The organism is Sphingopyxis sp. PET50 (assembly GCF_025244705.1).
GTDB lineage: Bacteria > Pseudomonadota > Alphaproteobacteria > Sphingomonadales > Sphingomonadaceae > Sphingopyxis.
Window position 1 is genome coordinate 3,406,001 of sequence record NZ_CP104207.1, and the last position, 16,560, is coordinate 3,422,560.

A 16,560-nucleotide genomic window follows, 5' to 3' on the forward strand; every position below is an offset into this window, starting at 1 on the left:
GAGGAGCTTTGCTGCCGCGACGTCACGCCGTCACAACAGCAGCGCCGCTCCCAGCGACAGCAGGAAACTCGTCACCGTCGCGACGATGATCGGCGCGAAGCTGCGCCAGCCCTGATCGAGCAGCAGGTGCAGCCGCGCCTTCATCGCGGTCGCGACGATCGCGAGCAGCAGCAGCGCCTGCGCAAGTTTGGCGGCGGCGGCGGTGACCGGCGGCGGGATCGCGACGAAGGAGTTGATCGCCGCAAGCGCGAGAAAGCCGAGGATGAACCAGGGCAGTCGCAGCGGGATGCGCGTCGTGCCGGTCCCGCCCTCGCCCTTCGCCAGCCACAGCCCGACGAGCATCAGCATCGGCGCGAGCAGCGCGACGCGGGTCAGCTTGACGATCGTCGCGACCTCGCCCGCGGGCGCCGAGAAGGAAAAGCCGCCGCCGATCGCCTGCGCGACGTCGTGGATCGACGCGCCGATCAGGAACCCCGCCTGCGCGTCGGTCAGCCCGAGCTGCGCGGCGAGGACGGGGTAGAGCGTCATCGCGAGCGCGCTCGCGACGGTGATGCCGACGAGCGTCAGCGTGAAGCGCGCCTGATCGACGCGGCGGTCGCCGATCAGCGACCAGAGCGCGAGCGCGGCGGACGCGCCGCAGATCGCGGTCGCTCCGCCCGCGAGCAGCGCCGCGTGGCGGTCCTGCCGGAACAGCCCGGCGCTGGCGACGGTGACCGCGATGACCGCGAGCATGATCAGCACCAGCATCGCGAAGGGCAAGGGCCCGAGGTCGACGAGCTGTCCGGCGGTGATCCGCGCCCCGACAAGCACGATGCCGGCGCGCAGCGCGGTCTGCGACATCAGGTCGAGCCCGGCGTGGGTGCGCCTGTCCTGCGACAGGAAGCTGAGCGCCAGCCCGATCAGCAGCCCCATCAGGACGATCGGCGCGGCATAATGGTCGGCGAGCCAGGCGGCGGCGAGCGCCGCGATGCCGGTGACGAGCACGCCGGGCAGATAGTCGCGCCAGCCGTGCCGCGCCGGCGGATCCGCCTCGAGCTGCATCTCGCCGTACAGATCGGCGGCCATCGGCCAGTCGTATTCGGATGCCTTCACGCCTGCTTCCCCATGCGCACGGCGCTCCGCTTCGCACATCGTCGCCGCAGCGTCGATAGGCCATTGCTGGCGGCCCGCATGCTTGCTAGAGGCCGCGCTCTACCGGCACCCGTAGCTCAGCTGGATAGAGCGCTGCCCTCCGAAGGCAGAGGCCAGGGGTTCGAATCCCTTCGGGTGCGCCATTTTCCCTCTCAGCGGCATTTTCCATAGCCCGCCCCGCGCACCGCGCGGGCCGGGGGTGGCGCCGGTCGGTTCGCCGTCCTTGAGCACCGCGGCGCCGTTGACGAAGACGTCGCGGACGCCGGTCGCATATTGGTGCGGATTTTCGAAGGTTGCGCGGTCGGCGATCGCCGCCGGGTCGAAGATCACGACATCGGCATAATAGCCGGGCTTCAGCGCGCCGCGTTCCGCGATGCCGAGGTTGGTCGCGGGGAGCATCGTCAGCCGGTACACCGCCTGTTCGAGCGGGATCAGCTTCTCGTCGCGGACATAGCGGCCGAGCAGCCGCGCGAAATTGCCGTAGGTGCGCGGGTGGGCGCCCGATTTCAGGAACACCCCCTCGGCCGATTGCGACGCGGCGTCGGAGCCGAAGCTCATCCACGGCAATTGCACCTGCTTCCGCACATTATCCTCGGACATCAGGAAATAGACGGTGCCGACGCGCGAGCCGTCCTCGATCACCAGGTCCATCGCGGTTTCCTCGGGGCTCTTGCCGCGCATCGCCGCGACCTCCGCGAGCGTCCTGCCGGTGAGCGGTTTCAGTTTCTCGCTCTTGAAGCCGGTGAGGATCATCTTGTCGGCGCCCGCGCCGATGTAGAGATTTTCCCAATCGCTGCCGGGTTTGCGCATTTCGGCGGCGACGCGCTTGCGGGTCGCGGGGTCCTTCAGCCGCTCGATCCACGCCTCGAGCCCGCCCGCCTGCACCCAAGTCGGCATCGCGGCGTCGAGCCCGGTGGCGCCGGCGGTGTAGGTGTACATGTCGGCGGTGATGCGCTGCCCCGCCGCCCGCGCCGCCTCGATCTTCCCGACGACCGCGTCGAGCTTGCCCCAATTGTCGCGGCCCGCCATCTTGAGGTGATAGATTTCGGCCGGCGCGCCCGAGCGGCGCGAAATCTCGATCAGTTCGTCGACCGCTTCCTCCAGCCGGTCGCCCTCCGAACGCATGTGGCTGATGTACAGGCCGCCGCACCGCGCCGCTTCGCTGGTCAGCGCCACCAGCTCGCCGGTCTCGGCATAGGAACCGGGGGCGTAGATCAGCGAGCTGCCGACGCCGAGCGCGCCCTCGTCCATCGCCTGCCGCACCAGCGCCCGCATCCGCGCGAGCTGTTCGGGGGCCGGGTCGACATCGCCTTCGCCCAGTTCGTGGACGCGCACCGTCGCGGCGCCGACGAAGCTCGCGACATTGGTGGCGACGCCGCGCTTTTCCAGCCAGCCGAGATAGTCGCCGAGGCTGGTCCATTCGATCCTATATTTGATGTCGCCCTGCCGCTCGGTTTCCTGCCGCTTCATTTCGGCGTTCATCGGCCCCATCGACCAGCCCTCGCCCATCACCTCGAGCGTCACGCCCTGCCTTATGTCGCTCTGGCTGCGCGGGTCGGCGATCAGCGATTCGGTGGCCCAGCTCAGCATGTTGATGAAGCCCGGCGCGACCGCCATGCCGGCGGCGGAGATTTCGCTGCGGCCCTTGCCCGCGACGGTGCCGACCGCGACGATGCGGTCGTCCTCGATCGCCACGTCGCCGGTGACCGGCGCTGCGCCCGATCCGTCGTAGAGGGTGCCGCCGCGAATGACGATGTCATAGGCGGGTTCGGCGCTCGCCGCGCGGCAGCGCGAGCCAGCCTGCGGCCAGCAGGAGCGATCGTCCGAACCGCTGCTTCCCCGTCATCCTTCGTCTCCCGCTGTCCGGCCGATGCCGCATCCTGCCCGAGCGCGATGCGCTTGCCTATCGCATTTACCGGCTTGATCGCGGGCCGCCGCCGCGCCAAGGCCGTCGCGACAAACGACGGGAGGAAGCCTTGATCAAGACGCGCATCACCGAGAAATTCGGCATCGAGACCCCGATCCTGATGGGCGGCATGACCGGCGTCGGTTACGGTCCGCTCGTCGCCGCGGTCGCCAACGCCGGGGCGCTCGGTTTCATCACCGCGCATATGTATCCGACCGGCCAGGCGCTCTTCGACGAGATCGAGGCGACGCGCAAGCTGACCGACAAGCCCTTCGGTGTGAACCTGACCCTGCTGCCGTCGATCAACCCCATCCCCTATGACGAATATCGCGAGGCGATCATCGCGAGCGGGATCACGATCGTCGAGACCGCGGGCCGCGCGCCGACCGATCACCTGCCCCGGTTCAAGGAGGCGGGCGTCACGGTGATCCACAAATGCACCTCGGTCCGCCATTCGGTGTCGGCGGTGAACAAGGGCGTCGACATGATCAGCATCGACGGCTTCGAATGCGCGGGGCATCCCGGCGAGGACGATGTCGGGCTGGTCGTGCTGCTGCCCGCGACGGTCGATGCCCTGCCCGACACCCCGATCGTCGCCTCGGGCGGCATGGCCGACGGGCGCAGCCTGATCGCCGCGCTCGCGCTCGGCGCCGATGCGGTCAACATGGGCACGCGCTTCTGCGCGACGGTCGAGGCGCAGATCCACCAGAATGTGAAGCAGCGCATCGTCGATGCCAGCGAACTCGACACCGTCCTCGTCGGCCGCACGCTGCGCAACACCGCGCGCGTCGCGAAGAATGCGGTGTCGGTCGAGGTGGCGGAGATCCAGCGCGACCCGGCCAAGACCTTCGACGACGTCAAGCATCTGATGGCGGGCGTGCGCGGGCGCGAGAATGTGCTGCGCGATGGCGATGTCGACGGCGGCATCTGGACCAGCGGCCAGAGCCAGGCGCTGATCCACGACATCCCGACCTGCGCCGAGCTGGTGGCGAACATCATGGCGCAGGCGGAGGCGGTCCGCGCGAAAATCGCGGGTTAGCCGAAAGGACAAGCAAGCTGTGCCCCTGCGAAGGCAGGGGCCCATCTCCTGGGCCCTCCGTCTCCACAGCCGGTCGTTCCAAGCCGATCCGGCACATGATGGGCCCCTGCCTTCGCAGGGGCACGGTGTTTTTAGACCGGCGTGCGTTAAATCTGCATCATTACCCAAACCCGTTCGTGCTGAGCTTGTCGAAGCACCGCCCTTCTCTTCGACGCTGAAAGAAAGAACGGCCCTTCGACAAGCTCAGGGCGAACGGTTCATATTTAACGCACGCCGCCCTAAGCCGCCGGTTCCTGCCACCCGCCCCCCAGCGCGAGGAACAGCGCCACCAGATTCGTCGCGCGCGCCTGTTCCGACTGGGCGATGCTCGCGTTGATCGCCGCGAGCGAGCGTTCGGCGTCGAGCACGACCTGGAAATTCTCGCGCCCCGCCTGATAGCGCAGCCGCGCGATGCGTGCCGCCTCGCCGGCTTCGCCCGCCGCGCGGCGCAGCGCCGCCAGCCGGTCGAGCTCGCCCGCATAATTGGCGAGCGCGCTTTCGCTTTCCTGCAACGCGGTGAGCCAGGTGCCGTCGAAGGTCGCGAGCGCGGCGTCGGCGCCGGCCTCGGCCTGTTTCAGCCGCGACCGCGCGACCTCCATATTGGGGAAGCTCCACGAGATGAGCGGGCCGAGCGAGAAGCGGAAGCTGTCCGAGGTGCCGAGTCCCCCGATCGCGCTCGCGGTCGTGCCGACCGAGCCGCCGAGGCTGATGCTGGGATAGAGGTCGGCGGTCGCGACATTGACCCGCGCCGCGGCGGCAGCGAGCTGGCGCTCGGCGCGGCGGATGTCGGGGCGCCGCGCGAGCAGCGCCGCGCCGTCGCCGACCGGGATCGGGCGGGCGAGTTCGGGCGGCGCCTGACAGGCGAGCACCGCCTGCGGCGCCTCGGCCGGCGGCTTGCCGGTGAGCACGGCGAGGCGATAGAGCGCCGCCGCGCGCTGCGCGGTCAGCGTCGGGATCGTCGCGCGCGTCTGTTCGAGCAAGGCCCCCGCCTGCCCGGTTTCGAGCCGCGTCGCGCGCCCGCCCTCGAACAGCCTGGCGCGTGAGGTCGAAGGTCGCCTCCTGGATGCGCAGCGTTTCCTCGGCGACCGCGATCTGGCGGTTATAGGAACAGGTGTCGGCATAGGCGCGCGTCGTTTCGGCGGCGACGGTGATGCGGGTGAGGTCGAACGCCGCCTGCACCGCTTCGGCATCGGCGCGGGCGGCGCGGATCGCGCTTTCGACGCGGCCGAACAGGTCGAGCTGATAGCCGACGTCGAGCCCGACGTCATAGGTTTCGCCCTCGAACGCGCGCGCACCCGGAATATCGGCGCTCGCCCTGGTGAGCGGCTGGCGCGCATAGGTGCCGCCGGCGCCCACCGTCGTCGTCGGCAGCCGTCCGGCGCGCGATTCGCGCAGCACCGCGCGCGCCTGCGCCAGATTGGCGGCGGCGACGCGCAGGTCGGTGTTCGCGGTCAGCGCCTGCTTCACCAGGTCGTCGAGCAAGGGGTCGCCGAACAGGCTCCACCACGCGCCCGGCGGCTGCTCGCCCGAAAAGGCGGGCGACTTGCCCGCTTCGAGAAAGGGCGCCTGCGACGGCGCGGCGGGGACCGGCGAGACATAGGCGGGGCCGACGGTGCAGGCCGAGAGCGCGAGCGCGCTCGCGGCGGCGATGAGCGGGGTGCGGATCATCACAGCGTCTCCACCGGCGTCGCGCCGCTCCGGTCCCGGCCGCGCCGGAAATAACGGGTCGCCCGGTCGCCGAGGCGGCGGGAGAGGACGTAGAAGAGCGGGGTGAAGATCAGCCCGAAGATCGTCACGCCGAGCATGCCGAAGGTCACCGCGGTGCCGAGCGACTGGCGCATCTCCTGCCCCGGTCCCGACGCGGTGGCGAGCGGGATGACGCCGAAGATGAAGGCGAAGCTGGTCATCAGGATCGGCCGCAGGCGCGAGCGCGCGGCGTGGACCGCGGCGTCGTAGATGTTCATGCCGTCGGCTTCCTCGGCCTGCTTGGCGAATTCGACGATCAGGATCGCATTCTTCGCGGCGAGCGCGATCAGCACGACCAGCCCGACCTGGGTCAGGATATTATTGTCCATGCCGCGCAGATTGACCCCGATCATCGCGGCGAGGATGCACATCGGCACGATCAGGATCACCGCGAGCGGCAGCGGCAGCGATTCATATTGCGCCGCGAGCACGAGGAAGACGAACACCACCGCGAGCAGGAAGATCAGCGCCGAGCTGCTGCCCGCCGCCTTCTGCTGATAGGCGAGGCCGGTCCATTCATAGGCGAAGCCATTCGCCAGCGTCCTGTCGGCGAGGCCCTCCATCGCGGTGAGCGCGGTGCCCGACGAGACCCCCGGCGCCGCCTGTCCCTGCAGCTCGACCGCGGGGAAGAGGTTGTAGCGCACGACACGCGTCGGCCCGCTGTCGTCGCGGAAGGTCGCGACCGACGACAGCGGCACCATCTCGCCCGAGGTTGAGCGCACCTGCAGCCGCCCGACATCCTCGATGCCGGCGCGCGATGTCGGTTCGGCCTGTGCGGTGACGCGGAAGGTGCGGCCGAGGAAGTTGAAGTCGTTGACATAGGTCGACGCCAGATAGGTGCCGAGCGCGGCATAGACCTGGCTCGGGTCGACACCCAATATCTGCGCCTTGTCGCGGTCGACATCGGCGAAGATGCGCGGGCTTCCGGTGTTGAACAGCGAGAAGACTTGGCTCACGTCCTGCATCTGCGCCGCGCCGCCCATCATCGCGCCGGTGACCTGTTCGAGCTCCTTGTAGCTTTGCCCGTCGCGCGCCTGCAGCATCATCGTGAAGCCGTTGCCATTGCCAAGCCCCTGCACCGCGGGCGGCGCGATGACGAAGGCCTGCGCTTCGGGCAGCGCATTCGCGAGCACGCCCGACAATTGCTGCGACAGCGCGGCGGCGCTCAATTTTTTGCCGCGCTCGTCCCAGTCGGTCAGCCGCACGAACATCGTGCCGGCTGTTCGACGCAGCCGAGAAGCTGGCGCCGTCGAGCCCGGCGAAGGTCGCGATATTGCTCACGCCCTCGACCTTGGCGACTTCCTTCTGCGCGCGTTCGAGCACCTCGCTGGTGCGGTCGAGCGAGGCGCCGGGGGGCAGCTGGACGACGCCGATCAGGATGCCCTGGTCCTGGTCGGGAATGAAGCCGGTCGGGGTCGCGGTGAGGCGCCAGCCGGTCGCCGCGAGCAGCACCGCATAGATGGCGAGCATGACCGTCGTCTTGCGGACCAGCGACGCGGTGGTGCGGCCGTAACGGTCGGACAATGTGTCGAAGCCGCGGTTGAACCTGTCGGCGGCGCTGCGGATGAAGCGCATGACCGGGTTCTTCGGCGGTTCGTGATGCTCCTCGTGCGGTTGCAGCAGCAGCGCCGCCATCGCGGGCGACAGCGTCAGCGAGGTGAGCAGCGAAAAGACCGTCGCGGCGGCGATCGTCACCGCGAACTGCTGATAGAAGATGCCGGGGATGCCGGGGACGAAGGCGGTCGGCACGAACACCGCGACGAGCACCAGCCCGATCGCGACCAGCGCGCCCGACACCTCGTCCATCGTCCGGTGCGCGGCCTCGCGCGGGGTCAGCCCCTCGCGGATATGCTTTTCGACCGCCTCGACGACGACGATCGCGTCGTCGACGACGATGCCGACCGCGAGCACCAGCGCGAACAGCGACAGCGAATTGATCGAGAAGCCGAGCGCGAGCAGGACGGCGAAGGTACCGACGAGCGCGACCGGGATCGCGATGATCGGGATGATCGCGGCGCGCCAGGTCTGCAGGAAGACGAGCACGACGAGCACGACGAGGAAGATCGCCTCGACCAGCGTCTCCTGCACCGCCTCGACCGACGCCTCGACATATTCGGTCGGGTTGTAGGGAATCGAATATTCGAGCCCCGGCGGGAAATCCTTCGACGCCGCCTCGACCTCCTGGAGCACGAGGTTCGCGGCGTCGAGCGCGTTGGCGCCCGGCTGCTGGATCACCGCCATGCCGACGCCCTGCTGGCCGTTGAAGCGGCCGCGGATGCCATAATCCTGCGCGCCGAGCTCGACGCGGCCGATGTCCTTGACCCGGGTGATCGCGCCGTTCGCCGTGTCGGTCTTGATCACGACATTGGCGAACTGGTCGGGGCTGACGAGGCGGCCGGGAACCTGGACGGGAAGCTCGAAGGCGGGATTGCCCTTGCCATAGGGCGGCGCGCCGACCGACCCGCTCGGCGACCTGAACGTTCTGGCTCTGCAGCGCCGCGACGATTTCGGGCGCGGTCAGGCCCCGCGCCGCCGCCTTGTCGGGGTCGATCCAGATCCGCATCGAATAGAAACCGCCGCCGAAAATCTGCACGCCGCCGACACCTTCGAGACGCAGCAGCCGGTCGCGCAGCGTCGAATTTGCGTAATTGCCGACATAATCGACGTCGATCGCGGGGTCGCTCGAAGTCAGCGCGACGATCATCAGGAAGCCCGATTCCTGCTTGTTCACCTGCACGCCGATCTGGCGCACCTGTTCGGGCAGGCGCGGCTCGGCGAGCGCGACGCGGTTCTGCACCAGCACCTGCGCGGCATCGAGGTCGGTGCCGGGCTGGAAGGTGACGGTGATCTGCACCTGCCCCTGCGTCGAACTGCTCTGCAGATAGAGCATGTCCTCGACGCCGTTGATCTCCTGCTCCAGCGTCGAGGCGACCGTCTCGGCGATCGTTTCGGACGAGGCGCCGGGATAGGCGGCGGTGACATTGATCGTCGGCGGCGCGATCTCGGGATATTGGGCGAGCGGCAGCTGCGGATAGGCAAAGGCGCCGATCAGCGTGATGAAGATCGCGATGACCGCCGCGAAGATCGGGCGGTCGACGAAGAAACGGCTGAAATTCACTTGGCCGCCCCTTGGCCTTCAGCCTTGGTCTTCGCGGCGGGCGCCGCCTTCGGTGTCAGCACCTTGCCGTCGGGGGCGATGGTGCCCGCCTGCACCTTGGCGGGCTTGCCCGGCATCGCGCGCTGGATGCCGCCGACGATGATGCGGTCCTTCGCACTCACGCCGCTCTTGATGACGCGCAGTCCGCCGACGAGCGTGCCGAGCGTCACCGGGCGCGCCTGCACCACATCCTTGGGTCCGATGGCATAGACGATGCGGCGCGGGCCGTCGGTGACGATCGCGGTGTCGGGGAGCAGGAAGGCGGGGCGCGGCGCCGAGGCGGCGAGCTGGAGCTGGCCGAACAGGCCGGGGCGCAGCTTGCCGTCGGGGTTCTGGACCACCGCGCGCACGGTGATCGTGCCCGACCCGTTGGACAGGGCGTTGTCGACGAAATCGATCCGGCCGCCGAGGCTGTAATCGTCGGCGCCCTGCAGCTTGATGCGCACCGGCGCGCCCTGCAGCGTGTCGCCGCGCCGCTCGTAATCGAGCAGGTTCGCCTCCGACCCCTGGAAGCTGAAGTGGATCGGGCTGGTCGACACGATCGTGGTCAGGATCGTCTGGTCGGCGGTCACCGCATTGCCCGGATCGACCAGCCGCTGCGACACGCGGCCCGAAATCGGCGCGGTGACGCGGGTGAAGCCGACGTTGAGCGCGGCGGCGCGAATCGCCGCATTGGCGGCGGCGACATCGGCCTCGCCGGTGCGCACCGCGGCGCGGCGCTGCTCGACCTCTTCCTGGCTCGCCGCCTGCGACGCGGCGAGCGTTGTCGAACGCGCGAGTTCGGTCTTCGCATTGGCCAGCGTCGCCTGTGCCCGGGCGAGTTGCGCGCGCGCCTGGTCGAGCGCGGCCTGGGCCGGGCGCGCGTCGATGGTGAAGAGCAACTGCCCGGCGCGGACGTACTGGCCGTCGGTGAAATGGCTGCGCTGCAGATAGCCCGAGGCGCGCGGGCGTACCTCGACGCTGTCGATCGCCTCGAACCGGCCGACATAATCGTCCCATTCGGTGATCTCGCGGACCAGCGGCGCGGCGGTGGTGACGGGCAGTTGCGGCGGCCCGCCCTGCGCCTCGCCGCCGCCCGAACAGGCGGCGAGCATCAGCGACACGAATAGCGGGAGCGCAAGGGAGAGGCGCAAGGGCATGGCGTTATATCTTTTCTTGTCAGGGCGGTCCGGCATCGCGCGGCAGGGAGGGGGGAGGCGCCGCGCGATGCCAGACTTTGCCGATTAATCCGCGTTCATTGCCAAGTCAACAGGTGTTGATTTAATTTTCGGTGTCGATATGGTCGGTCCATGAAGAGAGAGATCATCATCAAGAGGCGCGACGCCGTCGCGACCCGCGCGGCGATCCTGGCGGCGGCGCACCAGCGTTTTCTGCGCGAAAGCTACGATGGCGTCGGCCTGCGCGATATCGCCGGCGACGCGGGGGTCGATGTCGCGCTGATCAGCCGCTATTTCGGCGGCAAGGAAGGCCTGTTCCGCGCCGTCGTCCAGCATGACGACAAGCCCGACATGTTCCGCGAACCCAAGAGCGTCGAGGAACTGCCCGGTTTCCTCGCGAAACTCGTTGTCGAGGATGCCGACGAGAATCTCCAGCAACGGATGGAGATGTTCATCATCATGCTCCGTTCGGCCTCGTCGCCCAAGGCGGGCGAGATCATCCGCGAGCTTGCCCATCATGACGTGCTCGGCCCGCTGACCGAACTGATCGGCGGCGAGCATGGCGAGCTGCGCGCCACCATGCTGCTGGCGATCCTGATGGGTGTCGGGGTGGTGCGCACGATCATGATGGTCGATGGCTTCGCGGACGATGACGATATCGCCGAATGCACCGAACGCTTCCGCTGCCTGTTCGCGGCGGCGCTGACCTGCTGAGCGGGCGGCCCCGCGCATCAGTGGAAATCCCGCGATTTGGGCAGGATGCGCACGTTGCGCGGATGGCCGTGACGCTGGGCATAACCCCGCGGCTGCTGTGGATGCGCGACCTCGTCGGCGCGGCACAGGTCGGGGTGGACGGGCGTGTCGCCGAGCGTGTCGAGCAGCGCGGTGCGGTCGACGACGCGGTTCGCCATCAGATGGACGACGCCCTCCCTGCTCCGCTGCACCTCGCCCGCGACCTCCATCAGCCGCGACGCCATGACGGCGCGGCGATAGCGTTCGAATTGCCGCGCCCACAAGAGCACGTTGACGATCCCGCCCTCGTCCTCAAGCGTGATGAAGATCGCATTGCCCTTGCCCGGCCGCTGGCGGATGAGGACGACAGCCGGCGGCGCGCACGAGCGCGCCGTTCTTCGCGGCGCCGACCTGAAGGCAGCTCGCTATGCCCTCGCCGGCGAGGCGGCGGCGCAGGAAAGCCATCGGATGCCCTTTCAGCGACAGGCGCGTCGTCTGATAATCGGTCACCACATGCTCGACGAGCGGGGTGGGGGGCAGCTGCGCGTCCGCCTCGGCGCCGAGTTCGTCGGCTTCGGCGGCGCCGAACAAGGGCAGCACCCCCTGCCGAACCCGCCGCGCGTCCCACAAGGCCGGGCGGCGTTCGAGCCCCATCGACCGGCACGCATCGGCCTCGGCGAGCAGCCGCAGCGCGCGCGACGGCAGCTTCGCGCGGCGCGCGAGCTCCTCGACCGAAGCGAAGGGCGCGGTGCGCGCATCGGCAATCTGCTCCGCCCAATCCTCGCGAAACCCGTCGACCTGCCGGAACCCGAGCCGCAGCGCGAGCGCGCCGTCGTCGCGCCGTTCGAGGCTGTTGTCCCATGTGCTGAAATTGACATCGACCTCGCGCACCTCGACTCCATGCTCGCGCGCGTCGCGCACGAGTTGCGCGGGCGCATAAAAACCCATCGGCTGCGAGTTCAGGATTCCGCAGGCGAAGACCGCGGGGTGATAATGCTTGATCCATGACGAGACATAGACGAGCCGCGCGAAGGACTGGGCGTGGCTCTCGGGAAAGCCATAGCTGCCGAAGCCCTCGATCTGCTTGAAGCAACGTTCGGCGAAATCCTGCTCATAGCCTCGGGCGACCATGCCGCCGATCATCTTCTCGCGGAAATTCTCGATCGTCCCGACGTTGCGGAATGTCGCCATCGCTCGGCGCAGGCCGTTCGCTTCTTCGGGGCTGAAATCCGCGGCGACCATGGCCAGCTTCATCGCCTGCTCCTGGAACAGGGGAACGCCGTAGGTCTTGCCGAGGACGTCGTGCAATTCATCGGGTGGATGCGGCGCGGCGGGTTTGGGGAATTCCACCGCTTCCTCCCCGCATCGCCGCCGCAAATAGGGATGGACCATGTCGCCCTCGATCGGCCCGGGGCGGACAATCGCCACCTGCACGACCAGGTCGTAGAAGATTTCGGGTTTCAGGCGCGGGAGCATGTTGATCTGCGCCCGGCTTTCGACCTGAAAAACGCCGATGCTGTCGCCTTTTTGCAGCATGGCGTACACTTCGGGATCGTCGCAATCGATATCGACTTCGAGTGTGTGGTCGCCGAGTCCATGCGCGCGCATCAGGTCGAAACATTTGCGGATGCAGGTCAGCATGCCGAGCGCGAGTACATCGACTTTCATCAGGCCAAGCGCGTCGATATCGTCCTTGTCCCATTCGATGAAGGTGCGGTCCTCCATCGCGGCGTTGTGGATCGGCACCAGCTCGTCGAGCCGCCCTTCGGTGAGCACAAAACCGCCGACATGCTGCGACAGATGGCGAGGCGCTTTCAGCAGTTCCCCGACGAAGCGGTGCAGCCGCCCGATCTCGCCATTATGCGGGTTGAGCCCGGCTTCGGCGAGCCGTTCGACCGGCACCTCGTCGCCCCAGCTTCCCCAGCTCGTATCGGCGAGCCGCGCGGTGACGTCCTCGCTGAGACCCAATGCCTTGCCGACCTCGCGGATCGTGCTGCGCGGGCGATAATGGATGACAGTCGCGGCGATCGCGGCACGATCCTGACCATAGCGCTGATAAATATGCTGAATGACTTCCTCGCGCCGCTCATGCTCGAAATCGACGTCGATGTCGGGCGGCTCGTCGCGTTCGGCCGAGACGAAGCGCGAGAAGAGCAGATCGTGCTTCATCGGGTCGACCGAGGTCACGCCGAGCAGGAAGCAGACGATTGAATTGGCCGCCGAGCCGCGCCCCTGGCACAAGATCGGCGGCTCTTGCGCGCGCGCGTAGCGGACGAGGTCGTAGACGGTCAGGAAATAATAGACGTAGCGCCGCTTCTTGATCAGCCGCAGCTCGTCGGCGAGCAGCTTGCGGACCCTGGGCGGCAGGGGCGTCCTGTAACGCGCTTCCGCTGCGGTCTTCACCAGATGGTGGAGATAGGGAAAGGGCTTCCAGCCCGGCGGCACGGGTTCGTGCGGATATTCGTAGCGCAGGTCGGCAAGGTCGAAGCGGATGCGGGCGAGCAATTTCGCGCTTTCCCCAACAGCCTTGGGATAATCGCCGAACAGACGTTTCATTTCAGCGGGCGCTTTCAGATGGCGTTCGCCATTGGCGCGAAGCAGCCGGCCTGCCTTGCAGACCGTCACGCCCTCGCGGATACAGGTGACGATGTCGTGCAGCGGACGCTGCGCGGCGGTCGCATAGAGCGCATCGTTGGTGGCGAGCAGCGGCACGCCGGTGGCGGCCGTCACTTGTCGGAGGGCGGCCAGCCGCCGGGCATCGGCTCCCGACCGCGGCATCGTCGCCGCCAGCCACACCGACTTCGGTCTCGCCCGCTTGAGCGTGCGGAGCAGCGTTTCATTGCCCTCCATCGCGATCAGCAGCAGGTCGTCGCAATGCTCCAGCAGGTCTTCGAGATGGAGGATGCAGTCGCCTTTCTCCGCGCGCAGGTTCCCGGTCGACAGCAGGCGCGTCAGCCGCCCCCAGCCATGGCGGCTGACCGGATAGGCGACGATGTCGGGGGTGCCGTCGGCGAAGACGAGCCTTGCGCCGACGACCAGCCGGAAGTGCGCGACGCTTTCGGGCTCCTTGACCTGCAGATCTTTCAGAAAGGCCCACGCCCGCACCACCCCCGCGACGCTGTTGCGGTCGGCGATGCCGATGCCGCTCATGCCGAGCGCGATCGCTTCGGCCACCATGTCGGCGGGGTGCGAGGCGCCGCGCAGGAAGCTGTAGTTGGTCGCGGCGACCAACTCGGCGAAGCCGGGTCCGGGCGGCGCTTCGGGGGCGGGCGCCTCGCTCATGCGAACACCCCGTGGATATACCAGCGCGGGTGACCCTTCTCCTCGTACAGCCCGTGGCGGAACAGCCAGAAACGGCGGCCCTGCGCATCCTCGACGCGGTAATAGTCGCGCGTCAGCCCGCCATTGTCGCGGCGGCGCCACCATTCGGCGGCGATGCGTTCGGGGCCTTCGTAGCGGCGCACCGCATGCGCCTGCCGCCGCCAGCGGAACTGGTGCGGCGGACCGTCGGGGACTTCGGCGACCACCTCGATCGGCTGCGGCGGGTCGAAGAGGTGGAAGGGACGCGCTGCAGCGGCTCGCCGGGCTCGGGTGCCTGCCAGGGTTCGGGCGGCGGCGCGTCGATCGCGGGCAGCGCGAGCTGCGCCTGTTCGGGGATATGCGTGTCGGCGGCGATCAGCCGCCGGACGCGCCCGCGCCCCAGCCGCGTCGTCATCCGGTCGACCAGCTCGTCCATCTTGGCGTCGCGCACCGCGCCGCCTTCGAGCTTGAGCTGCGTCGCGCCGAGCGCTTCGAGCCGCGGCACCGCGAGGCGGATCATGTCGAAGCCGAAACCGGGGTCGAGCGGATCGGCGAGTCCATCCATCCGCTCGGCGAAGAGGCGCATCACGAGCGCGGTGTCGCGCGTCGGATGGCCGGTCTCGATCGCGATGCTCCGCGCCAGCCCGTCGCTGCGAAAGAAGGTCGCGCGGAAATGGCGCCCGCCCTTGCCGCGCTCGCCCAGCTCGACCATCGCCTCGCCCACCAGTTCGGCCAGCACCTTGGTCGCATGCGCCGTGCTGCCGAGCGGCTCGGCGAAGCGGCGTTCGGCCGTGACGGGCGGCGGCGCGATACGCGGGTCGAGCGGACTCGGCGCATCGCCGAGGATGCGGCGCAGCGCGTTCGCGGCGTCGGCGCCGAAGCGCGCGGCGATATTCGCCATCGGGCGGCTCGCGAGATCGCCGATCGTCTTGAGTCCGGCGCGGACCAGCGCGGTCGTCGCCTCGGGATCGAGTTCGAGCGCCGCGACGGGCAGGCGGCGGACCGCCTGCGCCTCGTCGGGGGCGGGGCGCGTCTGGTAGCGCGCGAGCGCGCGCGCCGCGTCGGCGGTCGGGCCGAGGGCGGGACGGACGGTCATGCCGAGACGGGCGAGGCGGGCCTCCAGATCGTCGATCAGCGCCGCCTCGCCGCCCAGTAGATGCCCGGCTCCGGCGATGTCGAGGATCAGCCCGTCGGGCGCGTCGATCGCCACCAGCGGCGTGTAGCGGTTGCAACCGAGCGCGAGCCGGTCGAGCCAGGCGGCGTCGGCGACCGGGTCGTGCTGGACGACGAGCAGCCCGGGCACCCGCGCGCGCGCGTCGGCGAGCGGCATGCCGGGGGCGAGCCCGACCGCCCGCGCCGCGCGGTCGACGCTCGCGAGGCGGAGCGCGCCGCGTTGCTTTTCGGCGAAGACGAGCGGGGCGTCAGGCGGCCGCGGCGCCGTGCGGCAGAGCCGCTCGGCGGGCAGCCACGGGAAGAACAGCGCCAGATAGCGCCGGGTCCCCGAAGGCGTTTTCGTCATGGTGCCATTCCAGTTGCCAGCGCCCGCCCGCGGCGCCCCCACGCCAGCGCAGCAGTTCGAGGTCGAAAGCGGGCGCCCCCGGCGCATTGGCTTCGAGCGCGCGCGACGGCGCGGCGGCGACGCTCCAGCGCGTTTCGGCGACGCTCGGGCTCGGCGCCGCGGCGAGACGCAGCATCAGCAGCGTCGTGCCGGCATCGCGCGCACCGAGCGCGAGCCGCCGCCCGGCGGTGAGGTCGAGCGCGGGCCATCGGCCCCAGCTTTCGACGATCACCGCCGCCGATCCCGCGCAGCGGATCGCGTCATTGGCGCAGGCGAGCAGCAGTTTCGGATCGGGCGCCTCGATCAGCAGCAGCCGGTCGGGGTCGCCGCCGAGTTCGGCGATGCCGGGGGCGTAGATATGCCCGCCGCGCCGCGCGGCGTCGGCGGTGCGCAGCCAGACGAGCGGTGCCGGTCCCGGCGTGCGCAGCGCGAGCAGCGCGGCAAAGGCGGCGGCGCTGGTCGCGTCGAGCGCGTCGGCAGCGAAAAATTCATGCACGCGGCCCGTCGCGAGCCCGCCACGGAGCGCGGCATCGAACCCCGCATGGCCGCTCGCCAGCCACCCCGCGGCCGTGCCACGCGGTGCGGCCTCGCCGGTGATCCGGGCGAGACGCCGGCGCAGGCCGGCGATATGAGGGTGCGACTCGTGGGGCATGATGTTCCTGATTTGTTCTATTAGTGCCTTCCGTCCTGCGCTTGTCAAGACGAGTCAGGGATGGGATTCCTTGGCCTGATCTCCCTCACCCTTCCCACCGGCTTCGCCGACGGGCCCCTTCCCTCTCCCGGCGGGAGAGGGAG

Annotated in this window: 7 protein-coding genes, 1 tRNA gene and 5 pseudogenes; 4 read left to right on the forward strand and 9 right to left on the reverse strand. The window is 69.1% G+C overall.

All coding sequences use genetic code 11. The annotated features are described in order from the left end of the window. Nucleotides 1–30: 30 nt before the first annotated feature. A complete protein-coding gene (locus N0A20_RS18010; RefSeq protein ID WP_260583949.1) occupies nucleotides 31–1,065 on the reverse strand; it encodes a putative sulfate exporter family transporter in 1,035 nt (344 codons plus the stop codon). A gap of 132 nt (nucleotides 1,066–1,197) precedes the next feature. Here N0A20_RS18010 and N0A20_RS18015 point away from each other — a divergent pair. Beyond that, nucleotides 1,198–1,274, forward strand: a tRNA-Arg gene (locus N0A20_RS18015). A 145-nt stretch (nucleotides 1,275–1,419) separates the two neighbouring features. On the opposite strand, the pseudogene N0A20_RS18020 reads toward N0A20_RS18015, so the two are convergent. Continuing rightward, a pseudogene (locus tag N0A20_RS18020) lies at nucleotides 1,420–2,748 on the reverse strand (N-acyl-D-amino-acid deacylase family protein); the annotation flags it as partial. A gap of 359 nt (nucleotides 2,749–3,107) precedes the next feature. Here N0A20_RS18020 and N0A20_RS18025 point away from each other — a divergent pair. Then, the gene (locus N0A20_RS18025; protein ID WP_260581685.1) at nucleotides 3,108–4,076 is read left to right on the forward strand and encodes an NAD(P)H-dependent flavin oxidoreductase; all 969 of its coding nucleotides are present in this window, start codon (nucleotides 3,108–3,110) and stop codon (nucleotides 4,074–4,076) included. 278 nt (nucleotides 4,077–4,354) lie between these two features. Here N0A20_RS18025 and N0A20_RS20300 read toward each other — a convergent pair whose 3' ends face one another. Further along, nucleotides 4,355–5,095: a TolC family protein gene (locus N0A20_RS20300; protein WP_312846562.1), complete on the reverse strand. Its 741-nt coding sequence runs from the start codon at nucleotides 5,093–5,095 to the stop codon at nucleotides 4,355–4,357. Nucleotides 5,096–5,186: 91 nt separating this feature from the next. Beyond that, nucleotides 5,187–5,570, reverse strand: a pseudogene (locus N0A20_RS20305) (TolC family protein); the annotation flags it as partial. Here N0A20_RS20305 and N0A20_RS20310 point away from each other — a divergent pair. Beyond that, a complete protein-coding gene (locus N0A20_RS20310) occupies nucleotides 5,455–5,715 on the forward strand; it encodes a hypothetical protein (protein ID WP_312846563.1) in 261 nt (86 codons plus the stop codon). The pseudogene N0A20_RS20305 and the gene N0A20_RS20310 sit on opposite strands and share 116 nt — an antisense overlap. A 67-nt stretch (nucleotides 5,716–5,782) precedes the next feature. Here N0A20_RS20310 and N0A20_RS18035 read toward each other — a convergent pair. Continuing rightward, nucleotides 5,783–8,979, reverse strand: a pseudogene (locus N0A20_RS18035) (efflux RND transporter permease subunit). Beyond that, nucleotides 8,976–10,157 (reverse strand): efflux RND transporter periplasmic adaptor subunit, encoded by a 1,182-nt coding sequence (locus tag N0A20_RS18040; protein ID WP_260581686.1) that lies wholly within the window; start codon nucleotides 10,155–10,157, stop codon nucleotides 8,976–8,978. The pseudogene N0A20_RS18035 and the gene N0A20_RS18040 overlap by 4 nt, the downstream one beginning before the upstream one ends. A gap of 150 nt (nucleotides 10,158–10,307) precedes the next feature. Here N0A20_RS18040 and N0A20_RS18045 point away from each other — a divergent pair, with 150 nt between their 5' ends. Next, a complete protein-coding gene (locus tag N0A20_RS18045; RefSeq protein WP_260581687.1) occupies nucleotides 10,308–10,889 on the forward strand; it encodes a TetR family transcriptional regulator in 582 nt (193 codons plus the stop codon). A 17-nt stretch (nucleotides 10,890–10,906) separates the two neighbouring features. On the opposite strand, the pseudogene N0A20_RS18050 reads toward N0A20_RS18045, so the two are convergent. The 3 genes and pseudogenes from N0A20_RS18050 to N0A20_RS18060 form a co-directional block, all read right to left on the reverse strand. Then, nucleotides 10,907–14,189: pseudogene (locus N0A20_RS18050) on the reverse strand (error-prone DNA polymerase). After that, a pseudogene (locus tag N0A20_RS18055) lies at nucleotides 14,186–15,726 on the reverse strand (Y-family DNA polymerase). The pseudogenes N0A20_RS18050 and N0A20_RS18055 overlap by 4 nt, the downstream one beginning before the upstream one ends. Next, nucleotides 15,629–16,417 carry an ImuA family protein gene (locus N0A20_RS18060; RefSeq protein WP_260581688.1) on the reverse strand — a complete coding sequence of 263 codons (789 nt, stop codon included), beginning with the start codon at nucleotides 16,415–16,417 and terminating at the stop codon, nucleotides 15,629–15,631. Before N0A20_RS18060 ends, N0A20_RS18055 begins: the two are co-directional and overlap by 98 nt. Nucleotides 16,418–16,560 lie beyond the last annotated feature (143 nt).

Excerpts from the sequence above, each read along its gene's own strand:
- N0A20_RS18010 (WP_260583949.1), bottom strand. The coding sequence starts at position 1,065 with ATGGCCGCCGATCTGTACGGCGAGATGCAGCTCGAGGCGGATCCGCCG.
- N0A20_RS18040 (WP_260581686.1), bottom strand. The coding sequence starts at position 10,157 with ATGCCCTTGCGCCTCTCCCTTGCGCTCCCGCTATTCGTGTCGCTGATG.
- N0A20_RS18045 (WP_260581687.1), top strand. The coding sequence starts at position 10,308 with ATGAAGAGAGAGATCATCATCAAGAGGCGCGACGCCGTCGCGACCCGC.
- N0A20_RS18060 (WP_260581688.1), bottom strand. The coding sequence starts at position 16,417 with ATGCCCCACGAGTCGCACCCTCATATCGCCGGCCTGCGCCGGCGTCTC.